Source organism: Mesorhizobium sp. WSM4822 (assembly GCF_055811155.1).
Genome location: NZ_JBVVQM010000003.1, coordinates 115594 through 129589 on the forward strand (window position 1 = coordinate 115594; position 13996 = coordinate 129589).

Consider the following 13996-nt stretch of genomic DNA (forward strand, 5'->3'; position numbering starts at 1 on the left):
ATATGTCGGATACCACTCTGGTGCGACCACGCGCCGAATTCCTGCGCGGCGTTTCCATGCGCGACGCCGGCACGCTGATCGGCCTTGTCGTGATCCTGGCAGTATTCGGCACGCTGGTGCCCGGCTTCTTCGCCGAGCGCAACCTGATCAACATCCTGCAGCAGTCGAGCATCAATGCCTGTTTGGCGCTGGGCATGACGCTGGTCATCATCTCCGGTGGCATCGACCTGTCGGTCGGGCCGACGGCGGCACTCTCGGCCGTCATCTCGGCCTCTATGATGGTCGCCGGCGTGCCGTTTCCGTTGGCCATCGCCGCCGGCTTCGCCATTGGCCTTGCCTGCGGCCTCGTCAACGGCGTGCTCGTCGCCTATGTCGGGCTGCAGCCCTTCATCGTCACGTTGGGAACGCTCAGCACCTATCGGGCGCTGGCGCTGATCTACACCGGCGGCAATCCGGTGCTCGGCCTTCCGCCAAGCTTTCGCGCCATCTTCAACGGATCGCTGTTTGGACTGCCTCTGGCGGTCATCATCGTCGCCTGCGTGGCTGTCGTCGCCTGGGTCGTTTTGAAGAAGACGCCCTTCGGCGAATATCTGCTTGCCGTCGGCGGCAACGAGGAGGCGGCCTACATCGCCGGCGTGCCGATTGCCCGCACCAAGATCGCCGCCTACATGATCTCGGGCCTGCTGGCGGCGCTTGCCGCGCAGATCCTGGTCGGCCGGCTCGGCGCCGCCGAGCCCATCCTCGGCAATCTCTGGGAACTCGACGCTATCGCGGCTGCCGCCATCGGCGGCGCCTCGCTGATGGGCGGCAAGGGCAGCATCGTCGGCACCATCCTGGGCGCCGTCATCCTCGGCGCTATGCGCAACGGTTTGACGCTGATGAACGTCCAGTCCTTCTATCAGCTTCTGGCAACTGGTCTTATAATCCTCGCCGCGATGCTTATCGATCGCGTGACGAGGGGGCGTGGATGACCTTGAGCGGGCTGGACCTGAAAGCGGTAGGACCGCGCATCCGCATGATGATGCCGCATCTCACCCCGTTGGAGGCGAAGGTGGTGGAAACCGTCTTCGGCCGGCGCGGTTTCGACGAGAGCATTCCGCTGAAACAGATCGCCGAAGAGTCCGGCGTGTCCGAGGCGATGGTGGTCAAAATCGCCAAGAAGCTCGGCTTTTCCGGCTATCGCGACTTCCGCACCGCCGTCTATGAATACAGTCGCCTGCCGACCGCCGAGATGCACCAGGAACTGTCATCCGACGACAGTTCGGCCGAGATCGTGCAAAAAGTGTTTCGCACCTCCATCCAGGCGCTGGAGGAGACGCTGGCGATCCTCGACATCGAGGATTTCGACCGCGCCGCCGAGCTGCTCTTCCGTGCCAAGAACCGGGATTTTTATGGCGTCGGCGGCTCGGCGCAGATCGCCCGCGATGTCTCGCACAAGTTTCTGCGCATCGGCATCCGCGCATCCGTCTATGACGATTCGCATATGATGCTGATGTCGGCCTCGTTGCTCGGCGGCGACGACATCGCCGTCGGCTTCTCGCATTCGGGCAACACGTCGGCCGTCATCGACGCCATCCAGCTGGCCCGCAAGAACGGTGCCCGCACGCTGGCCATCACCAACTACGACAACTCGCCGCTGGCTGCGGTCGCCGACATCGTGCTGTGCTCGACCGCGCAAGGCTCGCCGCTGATGGGCGAGAACGCAGCGGCGCGCATTGCCCAGCTCAACATCCTCGACGCGCTGTTCGTGGCGGTGGCACAGCGCGATTATCAGGCGGCGGAGCGCAATCTCGGCCGCACCATGTCCGCGGTGACATCGAAACGAAAAGACCGGGGCTCATGACGACATCGCCGCTGGTCACCGTGTTCGGCAGCTTGCACTACGACATCATGGTCGACGCGCCCGACCGCCCGCGCAAGGGCGAGACGGTGACCGGCCATGCCTGGCACCCGAAATGCGGCGGCAAGGGCGGCAATCAGGCTGTCTCGGCGGCGCGGGCCGGCGTGCGCGCGGCGATGATCGGCGCCGTCGGCGACGATGATTTCGGGCGGGCGTTGCTGGCCAATCTCAATCGCGCAGTGGTCGACCACCGCTTCGTGCGGGTGGCCGCTGGCGCCGGCTCCGGCATGAGCGTGGCGATCTTCGACGCGGGCGGCGACTATGGCGCGGTGATCGTCTCGGGCAGCAATCTGACACTGGGCCATGCCGACATTGCCTCTGCTTCCGATGTGATGGTCCAAACGGCAGTGCTTTTGTTGCAGAACGAAGTGCCGGAAGCCGGCAACATTGCCGCCGCACGCGCCGTCAAAGCACGGGGCGGCCGCGTCGTGCTCAACGCGGCCCCCGCGCGCGAACTCTCCGACGAGTTGATCGCGCTGGTCGACATATTGGTGGTCAACGCCATCGAGGCTGAATTCCTGGCTGGCACAGCAGTGTTCGAGACGCTGGACGGGGCCGCCCAAGCCGCACGGCTGCTGGCCGATCTTTATCCGGTGGCGATTGTCACGGCGGGCGGCGAGGGCGTCGCCTGTTGCGATCGGAGCGGTGAGGCGTTTGCTCTGTCCGCCATCCCCGTCAAGGTCGCCAGCACGCATGGCGCCGGCGATGAATTCGTTGGCGCGCTGGCGGCGGGACTTGCCCGTGGGCAGACCATGCGGGCGGCCATCACCGCCGCCAACGCGGCTTCGGCCTTGCTGGTCTCGACGCCAGAGGCCGAGCGCGACGGCATCTGACCGGCTGGTTTCCGTCTTGCCAGACCGCCGCGGCCGCCGCCTATCCTTGCGGCCTCGCGCGAATTCCGCTAAGGCGCGCCTTTGTCGCCGGGGAACACGGACTTGGACGATCAACGCGCCGACGTCGCCATCATCATGGGCAGCCAGTCCGACTGGGCGACGATGCGCCATGCGGCCGAAACGCTGGAAGCACTCGGCATCCCGCACAAGCGGCTGATCATCTCCGCGCATCGCACCCCAGACCGGCTCTATGATTTCGCCAAGGGCGCCAAGGCGGCCGGTTACCAGGTGATCATCGCCGGCGCCGGCGGTGCGGCGCACCTGCCCGGCATGACGGCGGCGATGACGCCGCTGCCGGTGTTCGGTGTGCCGGTGGAATCGAAAGCGCTTTCCGGGCAGGATTCGCTGCTGTCCATTGTCCAGATGCCGGCCGGCATTCCCGTGGGCACGCTGGCCATCGGCAAGGCCGGCGCCGCCAACGCAGCCCTTCTGGCCGCTGCCGTGCTGGCGCTGAACGATGACAGCCTTGCCGTCCGTCTGGATGCCTGGCGCGCCGCGCAGACCGCCAAGGTCGCGACCGAACCGACGGATACGCCGTGAGCCTGCCCACCGGATCGACCATCGGCATCATTGGCGGCGGCCAACTCGGCCGCATGCTGGCTGTTGCCGCCGCCCGCCTCGGCTACCGCACCGTGGTGCTGGAGCCGCAAGCGGATTGCCCCGCGGCACAGGTCGCCAACCGGCAGATAACAGCCGCCTATGACGACCCGGCCGCCCTTGCCGAACTGGCAGGCTCGAGTTCCGTCGTCACCTACGAGTTCGAGAACGTGCCGGTTGCAGCCGCCAGTGCGCTGGCCGCCAAGGTTCCGGTCTATCCGCCGGCGCGTGCGCTGGAAGTGGCGCAGGACCGGGTGGGCGAAAAAACATTCCTCAATGGCATCGGCATTGCCACCGCGGATTTCCACGCCGTCGACACCGATGACGAGCTGACGGCGGCGCTGAAAGCGTTTGACGGCAGCGGCATATTGAAGACGCGCCGGATGGGCTATGACGGCAAGGGCCAGCGCGTCTTCCGCAACATGGAAACCGGCGGTTTTGCCGGCACCTGCGAGGCGATGGGCAATGTGCCGCTGATCCTGGAGTCCTTCGTGCCGTTCGAGCGCGAGATATCGGTGATCGCGGCGCGTGGGCTGGACGGCGCGGTCGTCGCCTACGATCCGGCCGAGAATGTTCACCGCAACGGCATTCTCCACACATCGACCTTGCCGGCCGCCATTATGCCCGAGACAGCGCAAGCCGCACGAATGGCGGCATCGAGGATTCTTGCGGCGCTGAACTATGTCGGCGTCATCGGCGTCGAGTTCTTCGTGCTGGCCGATGGCTCGCTGCTGGCCAACGAGATCGCGCCGCGTGTCCACAATTCCGGCCACTGGACGGAAGCCGCCTGCATCGTTTCGCAGTTCGAGCAGCACATCCGCGCCGTCGCCGGCCTGCCGCTCGGAAGCCCGGACCGCCATTCCGACTGCGTGATGGAGAACCTGATCGGCGACGATGTGCTGCGTGTCCCGGCGCTGCTCGCCGAGCCCGACCTGATGCTGCATCTCTACGGCAAGGCCGAGGCGCGTCCCGGCCGCAAGATGGGTCATTTCACAAGGGTCAGCCGTCGCGCCTCATAGGGTTGCCTACTGCAAATCGTCGCTCTCGTCCTCGCCTGGATTTGGCGCAACCCACATCGCCTTCCTCGCAATTGGCCGCGGCAGCGAGCTGCTTGACGCGATCATTGGTCAATCTGGTCAGGCATTGCGAGACTTCCATCGAATGGATCGAGCCGCCTTGACTGGCGGCGGTGGAATGCGCGCATTCGGCATCGCGAAAACTGATCCAGGCGCGCTGCGCCACCTGCAGCAATCTCTTGCCGCCGGCGTCATCCGAGCTGGTGAGGTCCTGATAGGCCTTGTTGAGCTTGGTGTCGGCCGCCTGATAGTCTTCGCCGGCACAGATGTTCATCATCTGCTGGCTATCGTCGCTGCGGTCGCATTCCTGCGCGCGAGCAACCGAAGCTGCCGCCAGCAGGACAAGGCAGGCGGACAGGAACATTCGGCGCATGGTTCTCTCCAAATCACTTCACGGCGACCGCATCATCCCAGCCGGCCCCAGGGCCGCGCAATGCCGAAGGCCGACATGGCGGATAATTGATGACAGGGACGATTCACAGCCGCTATGGAGCACGCTTGCGGTTGACAGGGACAAGGCTCCTCGTTTATGAGCCTCCCACAGTTCAAAGGCGCGTCTTCTGGCGCGCCTTAAAATTTCGACCCGGACCGGGTCCACACCGACAGGCAAGACCATGAAGATCAAGAATTCGCTCAAGGCGCTGAAGGCGCGTCACCGCGACAACCAGCTGGTTCGCCGCAAGGGCCGCGTCTACATCATCAACAAGACCGCCCCGCGCTACAAGGCACGCCAGGGCTGAGTTTTCGGGCAGGAGGCTGTTGCCTCCGCCCATTTGATGCTTGTTGCCGCCTGTCGGCCTTTTCACGCCAAATTCAGTTTGACGTTCCGCCGCCCGGGACTAGAGTCCGGCGATGCGGATTCTTTTTGCATTTTTGACATCCCTGCTTGTTTCCGGCGCGATTTATGCCCCGGCATGGGCGGATGACGCTGTCGCGCCGACGGCCACCCAGGACGCACCGCCGGTGGCAACGACGAAACAGGGCCGTCTCGACCAGTTGTTCAGCGATCTGAAACGCGAGCGCAACGAAAAGGCGGCCGAGCGCATCGCCGGCAACATCTGGAGCGAGTGGTCGCAATCCGGCAGCGCCTCGATCGACCTGATGATGCAATGGTCGCAAAAAGCCGTCGAGGGCCAGAAGTTCGACGCAGCGCTCGATTTCCTCGACCAGGTGGTGACTTTGCAGCCGACTTATGCCGAAGGCTGGAACCGGCGTGCCACCGTGCATTTCATGATGAAGAACTACGGCAAGTCGATGTCCGACATCGACCATACGCTGCAGCTCGAGCCGCGCCATTTCGGTGCGCTGTCCGGCCTGGCGCAGATCATGGCGCTGACCGGCCACAAGCAATCGGCGCTCGAGGCCTGGCAAAAGGTGCTGGCCATCTATCCGATGATGCGCAGCGCCCAGGACCAGGTCGGCACGATTTCGGAGGAGCTTGCCGGTGAAGGTATTTGAGGGAATAGGCAGTAGGGATTAGGCAGTAGGTCCAGACCGCTCTGCGGAACACACATGCCTACTGCCTACTGCCTACTGCCTACCCTACAACTTATCCCCCTCCACCTCGTATCTCCCTCATGAACCTGATCTACGCCGCCCTTGCCTTCCTGATGGCGCTTATCTTCGGCTTTGTCGGCGTCACCCGCGTCGGCTCATGGCTGATCGAGCGTCGCAATCCGCCGATCGGCGAGTTCGCCGACATCGACGGCGCCCGCATCCACTATGTCCATGTTCCGGCGCCCGCCAATGCCGAGCTGCCGCCGATCGTCTTCATCCACGGCGCCAGCGCCAATCTCAGGGACCAGATGCTGCCGCTGCGCCCCTTGCTCGAAGGCCGCGCCGAAATGCTGTTCCTCGACCGGCCGGGCCATGGCTGGTCGGGTCGCGGCACCGACAACGAGAACCCGTCGGCGCAGGCCAACACCATTGCCGCACTGATGGACCATCTCGGCATCAGGAATGCTGTCTTCGTCGGCCATTCCTTCGGCGGCGTGGTGACATCGGCCTTTGGCCGCGAACATCCAGACAAGACGCTCGGGCTCGTCTTTCTCGCACCGGCGACCCACCCATGGCCGGGCGGCGCAACCGCCTGGTACTACGATCTGACCACCATGCCGGTGCTCGGTTGGCTGTTTTCCGAAACGCTCACCTATCCGGCGGGAGCCCTGCAGATGGCTGACGCCACCACCTGCGTCTTTTCGCCCAACAAGGTGCCGGACAATTACCTCAGCTCGGCCTCTATCCCGCTGGTGCTGCGACCAACAGCCTTTCGTGCCAACGCCACCGATGTCGCCGGGCTCTATCGCTACGCGCTCGCCACCGCACCGCGTTACGCCGAGATCAAGGCGCCGACCGTGGTGATTTCAGGCGATCGCGACAAGGTGGTCTATGCACATATCCATTCGGTCGGCCTGGCGCGCGACATTGCCGGTGCCGAACTCGTGTGGGTGCACAATCTCGGTCACAAGCCAGACTGGATCGCGACCGACCTGACCGTCGGCGCCATCGAGAAGGTCGCTGGCAAGAATATAGACCTGCAGGCGATGGCCAGGACCGTGGAGGCGCGCATCGCCGGCGACGCCTACGGCGCCGGCAGATGCGCCGATATCAAGGTACCGCAGGCCGAACTCGCGCCGACCTAAAGCGGGCCGCCTGAATCCGTTCAGAGGCGACACGCTTCAGGAATCTAGCGGCTGACTTGTGTGTCCGAACCGATATAGGCGATGCGCAGCATGTTGGTCGAACCCGGTGTCCGCAGCGGCACGCCCGCGGTGATGATGACGCGGTCGCCAGGCTTGCCGAAGCCTTCGTCGAAGGCGATGCGGCAGGCGCGATTGACCATGTCGTCGAGATCGACGGCGTCGGGTGAGACGACGCAATGCGTGCCCCACAAAAGCGACAGCCGCCGCGCCGTGTTGAGGATCGGCGACAGCGCGATAACAGGCACTTGCGGCCGCTCGCGGGCGGCGCGCAGGCCTGTGGTGCCCGATGCGGTGTAGGTGATGATCGCCGACAGCTTCAGCGTTTCGGCGATTTCGCGCGCGGCCAGCGAAATGGCGTCGGCGCCGGTCGCCTCCGGCTCGGAGCGCTGGGCGTTGATGATGCCGGCATAGGTCGGATCGGTTTCGACCTTGGTGGCGATACGGTTCATCATTGCCACGGCCTCGACGGGATAGGCACCCGCCGCCGATTCCGCCGATAGCATAATGGCATCGGCGCCTTCGAAGACGGCGATCGAAACATCGGACACTTCGGCGCGGGTCGGCACCGGTGCCGTGATCATCGATTCCAGCATCTGCGTTGCAACCACCACCGGCTTGCCGGCGCGGCGTGCGGCGCGCGTGATCTGCTTCTGGATGCCGGGCACCGCCTCGAGCGGCATCTCGACGCCGAGATCGCCGCGGGCGACCATCAGCGCGTCGGACAATTCGATGATCTCGGCCAGCCGGGCGACGGCCTGCGGCTTTTCGATCTTGGCCATGATCAGCGCCCGGCCGCGTGCGATCTTGCGCGCTTCGGCCAGATCCTCCGGCCGCTGCACGAAGGACAGCGCAACCCAGTCGACGCCTGTGGCCAGCACGGCATCGAGATCCTTGCGGTCCTTTTCGGTCAGCGCACCGACCGGGAGGTCGGTGTCGGGCAGGCTGACGCCTTTCTTGTCGGAAATCGTGGTGCCGGCGACGACGGTGCAGACGATCGACTTGCCGTCGCTCTTCACCGCCTTCAGCTCGAGCTTGCCATCGTCGATCAGCAGGCGATGGCCGGCTTCGACCGAGCTCAGGATTTCCGGATGCGGCAGATAGACCCTGGTCGAGGTGCCAGGTTCGGGATTGTCATCGAGGGTGAAGGTCTGGCCTTGCGTCAGCACTTCCTTCCCGTTGGCGAACTTGCCGACGCGCAGCTTCGGTCCTTGTAGGTCGGCGAGGATGCCGATCGGCCGGCCAACCGCTTCCTCGACAGCGCGGATGCGTCCGACCAGCGTGCGCATCAGTTCATGGTCGGTATGGCTCATATTGATGCGGAACACATCGGCGCCCGCTTCGAACAGTTTCTTCAGCATCTCCTCCGACGAGGAGGCCGGACCGATGGTGGCTAGGATCTTGACCTTGCGGCTACGTCTCATTGACTGTTTGTTCCCGGGGCGGCTGGAGCGCCTCCCGTTGTGGACTCATCGGTCAGCTGGACCATCCAGCTTGCCTGTTCGCCCGTGTCATATTCCTGGAATCCGGCGCGCTGGAAGCCCCGGGCGACGCAGTCGGTCACGCCGGCGATCTTGAACTCTTTTTCAGCCACGCACATATTGATCGGGCCGTCCCAGCGTCCACCGCGTTCGGCGTCTTCTGCATAAAGATAGTAAAACCTTGATGACAGCGGCCCTTCGATCAGCGTCTTGCAGCTCGATCCCTCGATGTGCCACCAGCCTTCGGTGATCCAGCCGGCCTTGGCGCGATAGCCGATGCCAACACCGACCAGGTTCTGCGTGGCGTTGCAGACGCGGAAATCGGCACGCGCCGGCGAAGCCACGACCATCGCCGACAGGCCCATGGCAAAAGTGAGGAGCGGCATGGCAAAGGCAGAGCGCATGCGCTGCCCGCCGGCGGAACTCATCCGAAAACCCCTCAAAAACCACATCAGCATCTCTCTGCGCCCCTTTTCGGAAAAGTCCGGGCGCATGTCAACGCACCGTTTTGTCCAATTCCAATCGATTTAGAAAGGCTCCGGCACACAATTCGCCGACGTGTGCCAGATTTCCCGGGAAACCTTGGCCAAACAACGGCATTGCGCAAGCGTCGTCTTCGTGGAATGACGATAGCACCCTCCCCGGAAGCCCGCGAACAGACCATTTCCCGCCAATGACCCGATCCACAGTTTTCGCGCCTTTCGACATCATCGAGGGCGACCGCAAGCGAGGCATCGTGCTGTTGGGCGATCATGCCCGTCGCGACCTGCCCGACGACTACGGCAGCCTCGGCCTGCCCTCGGCCGAGTTCGACCGGCACATCGCCTATGACATCGGCGTCGAGGCGGTGACGCGCGAACTGGCTGCCCTGCTCGGCGTGCCGGCGGTGCTCGCCAATTTTTCGCGACTGCTGATCGATCCCAATCGCGGCGAAGACGATCCGACGCTCATTCGCCAGCTTTATGACGGCACTGTCGTACCTGGGAATTACCCCATCACTGCCGAGGAGCGCGAGAGGCGGCTCGACGGGTTCTATCGGCCCTATCACGACGCTGTCGGCGCCATGATCGCATCGGTCGCACAGGCTTCCGCCCAGACGCCCTTCATCTTTTCGGTGCATTCCTTCACCCCGGCCATGCAAGGAATCCAGCGTCCTTGGCACGTCGGCATCCTGTGGGACCTCGACGACCGCGTGGCGCGGCCGTTGATAGACATGCTGGCGCAAGACAAGAACCTCGTCGTCGGCGACAACGAACCCTATGACGGCGCGCTGCGCGGCGACACCATGTACAAGCATGCCATCGTCAACGGCTTCGCCCATGCGCTGATCGAGATCCGACAGGATCTGATATCGGACCAGAAGGGCGCGCTCGCCTGGGCCGAACGGTTGGCGCCGATCGTTGACGCGATCGACCGCCGTCCCGATATACATGTGGTGAAGATGTTCGGCTCGCGCACCGGGCCGCTATCACGGAGGTTTCGATGACCGAACTCAGCGACGAGCAGCAACGCGACTTCGAAGCGGCCGCCTTCCGCCGGCTGGTCGTGCATCTGCGCGAGCGCAACGATGTGCAGAACATCGACCTGATGAATCTCGCCGGCTTCTGCCGCAACTGCCTGTCGAACTGGTATCGCGAGGCAGCCAATGCCGAGGGCGTCGATCTCACCAAGGATCAGTCGCGCGAGATCGTCTACGGCATGCCTTATGGGGAATGGCAGGCGCTGAACCAGACCGAGGCCTCCGACGACAAGAAGGCCGAATTCAAGGCAAGGCGCCCCCAGGACCATTGAAGCCGTCGCCCAGCGATCGCTTAAGGCTATGTTTGGCCCAAAATGCTTCCCGAAAGAGCCTTGACTGAAAATTGAATCGATCTAATTTGCCGCGCGAAGCCATTTTCAGCGGGATTCGCCTCATGAACGCGTCAATTGCCAAACTGACTGCCATTCGTGGACGATGGGCGCTCGCGGCCATTTTTCTCGCCAACGGCTTCCTGACGGGCAGCTGGGCGCCGCAGATCCCGGTGTTCCTGACCCGGCTGGAGATTTCGAAGTTCACGCTCGGCCTGCTGATTCTCTTATTCGGCGTCGGTGCCGTCGTCGCGATGACCTGGTGCGGCCATTTGATCTCCAGACATGGCTCGCGCACCGTACTGCGCTGGTTCGCCCTGTGCGGCAGCCTCGGTCTGATGGTCGTGGCGCTGGCGCCCAACGTACCGCTGGCGGCCGCGGCCATGATCATCTTCGGCGGCTCGATCGGTGGCATGGACGTTGCCATGAATGCCAATGCCGTGGTGGTCGAACGGCGGCTCTCCCGCGCCGTCATGTCGTCCTCGCACGGCTTCTGGAGTCTCGGCGGCTTCGCCGGCGGCGGCCTCGGCGGCTTTGCCATCCAGCACTACGGCCACCTCGCTCACGCGGCGGCGGTAACGGTGTTTGCCTTCGCGGTGATCGCGGTGGCCGTTCGCCATCTCCTCACCGAAGACAGCCCGCAGGCAGCCGAGCACCACAAATTCGCACTGCCGGCAAACCCGCTGGTTTATCTGATCGGACTGATGGCGCTGCTGGCGATGATCTCCGAAGGCGCGGTGCTCGACTGGGCAGCCCTGTATCTGCGCCAGGAGCTCGGCGCCGATCTTGCCGTTGCCGGCCTCGCCTACGCCGGATTTTCGGGCGTCATGGCGGTTACGCGGTTCTTCGGCGACGGTATACGCAATCGCTTCGGCGCGGTGACGACGCTTCGCGTGTCGGCCCTCGTAGCCGCGGTCGGCATGCTGGTGGCTGGCCTGGCGCCCTCGCCCTGGCTCGCTATTGCAGCCTTTGCCTTTTGCGGCTTCGGCATCGCCAATATGGTGCCGATCATCTTTTCGGCCGGCGGCAACCAGGAAGGCATGTCTTCTGGCACCGGCATGAGCGTGGTCACCACTATCGGATACTGCGGCATACTGGTGGCGCCGTCGGCGATCGGCTTCGTTGCCGAGCACTCCAGCTTTGGCCCGATCTTCATCACCATGTCGGGACTGCTGATCATCGTGTTGCTGATGGCCGGGCTCGCTCACCGCGCCGAATTCGCGCCAGCACCCGCCGAATAGCGTTTCAGCTCCTCATGGAGAAAATCCACCACGCGGCGGATGCGCACGCTGGTACGCACGTCGCGATGCATCGCCAGCCACACCGGCAGAACTGGCAGCGGCAGATCTGGCAGAACCTTCTCTATCAAAGGATCCCTGTCGGCCAGCGGCTCCTGACCGAGGCCGATGCCGTTTCCCGCCCGCACCGCTTCCCACAAAACGATCTGGTTGTCGGCCCTGAAGCGGAAGCTGCTCCGGGTGACGGGGACGCCATGCTGGGTAAAGCCCCTGATGATCTCGTCGCCGCGGTCGAAGCCGACCAGATCGTGGTCGACAAGATCGGCAGGCTTCAGCGGACGGCCGCGCCTGTCGAGATAGGATTTGGCCGCGCAGGCGCAGAGCTCGATATCGCAGACCCTGCGTGCCATCAGCTCGTTCTGCGCCGGCTTGACCATGCGGATGGCGATGTCGGCATCTCGACGCAGCAGGTTCTCGACCTGGTTGGAAGCAACGATCTCGACCTCGATGCCGGGCTCCTCGATCCCCAGCCGCATCGTCATCTCAGGCAGGACATAGGCCGCCACCACCTCGCTGGCGGCGATGCGCACCGTGCCTTCGATGGCCTCGACCGAACCCAGCGCCAGCAGTGAGAAGGCGCTTGCCTGCTCGCTGACCGCCTTGCCGCGTTCGAACAGCGTGCTGCCGGCCTCCGTCAGTTCGTAGCCGTGCCGTCCTCGACGGAACAGTGTGACGCCGAGTGCCCGTTCCAACTCGCCGATGTGACGGCCAAGCGTCGGCTGGCTTGCCGAAAGCTTTCGCGCGGCGGCCGACAGGCTGCCGGATTCCGCCACGGCGACAAAGCTCTTGATCAGGTTCCAGTCAATTTCGGTCATTCATTTATGAATATCAGAACGCCATCTGTAGTCAATTTCCATTCGCATTCGGAGCGACCATATTCCGGCTGCAGACACCAACACGGACTGCAAACACCAACATGGACTGCAAACACCAACCAGGAGAACTCAGATGACCAAGATCGCTTTCACCACCGCCGCCATCCTCATTTCCGTCAGCGCCGCCTTTGCCGGCAGCGACAAGTTTGGGTCGAACGACGCCAGCCAGCCGGCTGTCACCAGCATCGACAACACGACCACCGCTTCGATCCACAACCCGGATGCGGCCGTCCGGCAGCCGGTCACGCAAGGCAGCAACCGCGACCTCTTCGGCAGCCGCTGATCTCGATCGCGCTTGCCGCTGATCCCGATCGCGCCTTGCGACCGACCACGCAAATCCCAACCCAGGAGTGCTTCCAATGACCAGTATCGCAATTCTCGGTGCCAATGGCCGGCTCGGCCGCGTGGTCGCCAAGGCCTTCATCGACGCGGGCTACGAGGTCCGCGCCGTCACCCGCAACGGCAAACTGCCAACTGAACTCGAAGGCGCTACGGCCGTTGCCGGTGACGCGCTCGACCGGGAAGCGCTGATCCGCGCCACGGAAGGTGTCGACATCATCTTCAACGGCTTCAACCCGATCTACACCGAATGGGCCAAGTGCCTGCCGATCGCCGAGAATGTCATGGCCGCTTGCCGTGCCAACAACGCACTGCATCTCTTTCCCGGGACCGTATACAATTACGGGTCGCCGATGCCGGAGGTGATCACGGAAGACACGCCGTTCCGCCCGACGACCGAGAAGGGGCGCATCCGCGTCGCCATGGAGGACCTGTTTCACCGCGAGGCCGAAGCGCGCCGCGTCCGCACCATTATTTTGCGGGCCGGCGATTTCTTCGGCGGCACCGGCAGCGGCTCGTGGTTCGACCTGGTCGTCGCCGCCAAGATCAACAAGGGTATCTATACGGCGCCCGGCCCGGTCGACCTCGTGCATGAATGGGCCTACCTGCCGGATCTGGCCAGGGCTTTCGTCGGACTGGCGCAGAACCTGGACAAGCTCGGCGCCTATGAAGCCTTCAACTTCCCGGGCCATCCCGTCACCGACCTGGAGATCAAGGCGGCCGCGGAGAAGGCGCTTGGGCGACCGCTCAAGATGACCTCGATGGCGTGGTGGGTGCTGCGCGCCGGCAGCCCGTTCGTGGCGATGTGGCGTGAGATCGTGTCGATGTCCTATCTGCGCTTCGAACCGCACCAACTGGCGTCGGCAAGGCTGGAAGGCATCATCGGCGCGATCCCCCACACGCCGCTGGATCAGGCCGTCACTGAAGCTCTCGGGGATATCGGCATTGCCACCGTGACCGGCGTTGCGAAAGCTGCCTGACCTCCGCGAT

Annotated in this window: 17 protein-coding genes; 13 read left to right on the forward strand and 4 right to left on the reverse strand. The window is 64.0% G+C overall.

Annotated elements, in window-relative coordinates; translation table 11 throughout:
* Positions 1-2 precede the first annotated feature (2 nt).
* The 5 genes from AC0L3E_RS08595 to AC0L3E_RS08615 all read left to right on the forward strand — a co-directional run bounded on the left by AC0L3E_RS08595 (position 3) and on the right by AC0L3E_RS08615 (position 4409).
* Entirely contained in the window at positions 3-971 is a 969-nt protein-coding gene (locus AC0L3E_RS08595; protein ID WP_127269390.1) for an ABC transporter permease, read from the forward strand.
* Complete coding sequence (locus tag AC0L3E_RS08600) at positions 968-1843, forward strand: MurR/RpiR family transcriptional regulator (protein WP_013529211.1); 876 nt, start codon at positions 968-970, stop codon at positions 1841-1843. The genes AC0L3E_RS08595 and AC0L3E_RS08600 overlap by 4 nt, the downstream gene beginning before the upstream one ends.
* Positions 1840-2733: a ribokinase gene (locus AC0L3E_RS08605; RefSeq protein WP_127272233.1), complete on the forward strand. Its 894-nt coding sequence runs from the start codon at positions 1840-1842 to the stop codon at positions 2731-2733. The genes AC0L3E_RS08600 and AC0L3E_RS08605 overlap by 4 nt, the downstream gene beginning before the upstream one ends.
* A gap of 102 nt (positions 2734-2835) precedes the next feature.
* Positions 2836-3333: a 5-(carboxyamino)imidazole ribonucleotide mutase gene (purE, locus tag AC0L3E_RS08610; protein WP_127296872.1), complete on the forward strand. Its 498-nt coding sequence runs from the start codon at positions 2836-2838 to the stop codon at positions 3331-3333.
* The gene (locus tag AC0L3E_RS08615) at positions 3330-4409 is read left to right on the forward strand and encodes a 5-(carboxyamino)imidazole ribonucleotide synthase (protein WP_473604612.1); all 1080 of its coding nucleotides are present in this window, start codon (positions 3330-3332) and stop codon (positions 4407-4409) included. Before purE ends, AC0L3E_RS08615 begins: the two co-directional genes overlap by 4 nt.
* Here AC0L3E_RS08615 and AC0L3E_RS08620 read toward each other — a convergent pair.
* Positions 4390-4839, reverse strand: a complete 450-nt coding sequence (locus tag AC0L3E_RS08620) for a lysozyme inhibitor LprI family protein (protein ID WP_473604613.1) — start codon at positions 4837-4839, stop codon at positions 4390-4392. The genes AC0L3E_RS08615 and AC0L3E_RS08620 overlap by 20 nt on opposite strands.
* Positions 4840-5080: 241 nt before the next feature.
* On the opposite strand from AC0L3E_RS08620, the gene ykgO reads away from it, so the two are divergent.
* The 3 genes from ykgO (at position 5081) to AC0L3E_RS08635 (ending at position 7108) form a co-directional block, all read left to right on the forward strand.
* Positions 5081-5206 (forward strand): type B 50S ribosomal protein L36, encoded by a 126-nt coding sequence (gene ykgO, locus AC0L3E_RS08625; RefSeq protein ID WP_006327841.1) that lies wholly within the window; start codon positions 5081-5083, stop codon positions 5204-5206.
* Positions 5207-5318: 112 nt separating this feature from the next.
* Positions 5319-5924 carry a tetratricopeptide repeat protein gene (locus AC0L3E_RS08630; protein WP_473604614.1) on the forward strand — a complete coding sequence of 202 codons (606 nt, stop codon included), beginning with the start codon at positions 5319-5321 and terminating at the stop codon, positions 5922-5924.
* A 119-nt stretch (positions 5925-6043) separates the two neighbouring features.
* On the forward strand, positions 6044-7108 hold the full coding sequence (locus tag AC0L3E_RS08635; RefSeq protein ID WP_473604615.1) for an alpha/beta fold hydrolase: 1065 nt from the start codon (positions 6044-6046) through the stop codon (positions 7106-7108).
* Positions 7109-7152: 44 nt separating this feature from the next.
* On the opposite strand, the gene pyk is transcribed toward AC0L3E_RS08635, so the two are convergent.
* Both pyk and AC0L3E_RS08645 read right to left on the reverse strand, forming a co-directional pair.
* Positions 7153-8589, reverse strand: coding sequence for a pyruvate kinase (gene pyk, locus AC0L3E_RS08640; protein WP_013529204.1), 1437 nt, complete (start codon positions 8587-8589; stop codon positions 7153-7155).
* The gene (locus tag AC0L3E_RS08645; RefSeq protein ID WP_127327661.1) at positions 8586-9074 is read right to left on the reverse strand and encodes a DUF1036 domain-containing protein; all 489 of its coding nucleotides are present in this window, start codon (positions 9072-9074) and stop codon (positions 8586-8588) included. Before AC0L3E_RS08645 ends, pyk begins: the two co-directional genes overlap by 4 nt.
* Positions 9075-9319: 245 nt before the next feature.
* Between AC0L3E_RS08645 and AC0L3E_RS08650 the strand changes: the two genes are divergently transcribed.
* From AC0L3E_RS08650 to AC0L3E_RS08660, 3 genes are all read left to right on the forward strand, one after another.
* A complete protein-coding gene (locus AC0L3E_RS08650; protein WP_473604616.1) occupies positions 9320-10132 on the forward strand; it encodes an N-formylglutamate amidohydrolase in 813 nt (270 codons plus the stop codon).
* Positions 10129-10437, forward strand: coding sequence for a DUF1244 domain-containing protein (locus tag AC0L3E_RS08655; protein WP_473604617.1), 309 nt, complete (start codon positions 10129-10131; stop codon positions 10435-10437). The genes AC0L3E_RS08650 and AC0L3E_RS08655 overlap by 4 nt, the downstream gene beginning before the upstream one ends.
* Positions 10438-10559: 122 nt before the next feature.
* Positions 10560-11735, forward strand: coding sequence for an MFS transporter (locus AC0L3E_RS08660; RefSeq protein ID WP_127380694.1), 1176 nt, complete (start codon positions 10560-10562; stop codon positions 11733-11735).
* Here the strand turns inward: AC0L3E_RS08660 and AC0L3E_RS08665 are convergent.
* Complete coding sequence (locus AC0L3E_RS08665; RefSeq protein ID WP_127380693.1) at positions 11699-12607, reverse strand: LysR family transcriptional regulator; 909 nt, start codon at positions 12605-12607, stop codon at positions 11699-11701. The genes AC0L3E_RS08660 and AC0L3E_RS08665 overlap by 37 nt on opposite strands.
* Before the next feature lie 133 nt (positions 12608-12740).
* Here AC0L3E_RS08665 and AC0L3E_RS08670 point away from each other — a divergent pair, with 133 nt between their 5' ends.
* Both AC0L3E_RS08670 and AC0L3E_RS08675 read left to right on the forward strand, forming a co-directional pair.
* Positions 12741-12950 carry a DUF680 domain-containing protein gene (locus AC0L3E_RS08670; RefSeq protein WP_127327657.1) on the forward strand — a complete coding sequence of 70 codons (210 nt, stop codon included), beginning with the start codon at positions 12741-12743 and terminating at the stop codon, positions 12948-12950.
* Positions 12951-13026: 76 nt separating this feature from the next.
* Positions 13027-13986, forward strand: a complete 960-nt coding sequence (locus AC0L3E_RS08675; protein ID WP_473604618.1) for an SDR family oxidoreductase — start codon at positions 13027-13029, stop codon at positions 13984-13986.
* Positions 13987-13996 lie beyond the last annotated feature (10 nt).

Excerpts from the sequence above, each read along its gene's own strand:
- AC0L3E_RS08595 (WP_127269390.1), top strand. The coding sequence starts at position 3 with ATGTCGGATACCACTCTGGTGCGACCACGCGCCGAATTCCTGCGCGGC.
- AC0L3E_RS08600 (WP_013529211.1), top strand. The coding sequence starts at position 968 with ATGACCTTGAGCGGGCTGGACCTGAAAGCGGTAGGACCGCGCATCCGC.
- AC0L3E_RS08605 (WP_127272233.1), top strand. The coding sequence starts at position 1,840 with ATGACGACATCGCCGCTGGTCACCGTGTTCGGCAGCTTGCACTACGAC.
- AC0L3E_RS08620 (WP_473604613.1), bottom strand. The coding sequence starts at position 4,839 with ATGCGCCGAATGTTCCTGTCCGCCTGCCTTGTCCTGCTGGCGGCAGCT.
- ykgO (WP_006327841.1), top strand. The coding sequence starts at position 5,081 with ATGAAGATCAAGAATTCGCTCAAGGCGCTGAAGGCGCGTCACCGCGAC.
- AC0L3E_RS08630 (WP_473604614.1), top strand. The coding sequence starts at position 5,319 with ATGCGGATTCTTTTTGCATTTTTGACATCCCTGCTTGTTTCCGGCGCG.
- AC0L3E_RS08635 (WP_473604615.1), top strand. The coding sequence starts at position 6,044 with ATGAACCTGATCTACGCCGCCCTTGCCTTCCTGATGGCGCTTATCTTC.
- pyk (WP_013529204.1), bottom strand. The coding sequence starts at position 8,589 with ATGAGACGTAGCCGCAAGGTCAAGATCCTAGCCACCATCGGTCCGGCC.
- AC0L3E_RS08645 (WP_127327661.1), bottom strand. The coding sequence starts at position 9,074 with ATGAGTTCCGCCGGCGGGCAGCGCATGCGCTCTGCCTTTGCCATGCCG.
- AC0L3E_RS08650 (WP_473604616.1), top strand. The coding sequence starts at position 9,320 with ATGACCCGATCCACAGTTTTCGCGCCTTTCGACATCATCGAGGGCGAC.
- AC0L3E_RS08655 (WP_473604617.1), top strand. The coding sequence starts at position 10,129 with ATGACCGAACTCAGCGACGAGCAGCAACGCGACTTCGAAGCGGCCGCC.
- AC0L3E_RS08660 (WP_127380694.1), top strand. The coding sequence starts at position 10,560 with ATGAACGCGTCAATTGCCAAACTGACTGCCATTCGTGGACGATGGGCG.
- AC0L3E_RS08665 (WP_127380693.1), bottom strand. The coding sequence starts at position 12,607 with ATGACCGAAATTGACTGGAACCTGATCAAGAGCTTTGTCGCCGTGGCG.
- AC0L3E_RS08670 (WP_127327657.1), top strand. The coding sequence starts at position 12,741 with ATGACCAAGATCGCTTTCACCACCGCCGCCATCCTCATTTCCGTCAGC.
- AC0L3E_RS08675 (WP_473604618.1), top strand. The coding sequence starts at position 13,027 with ATGACCAGTATCGCAATTCTCGGTGCCAATGGCCGGCTCGGCCGCGTG.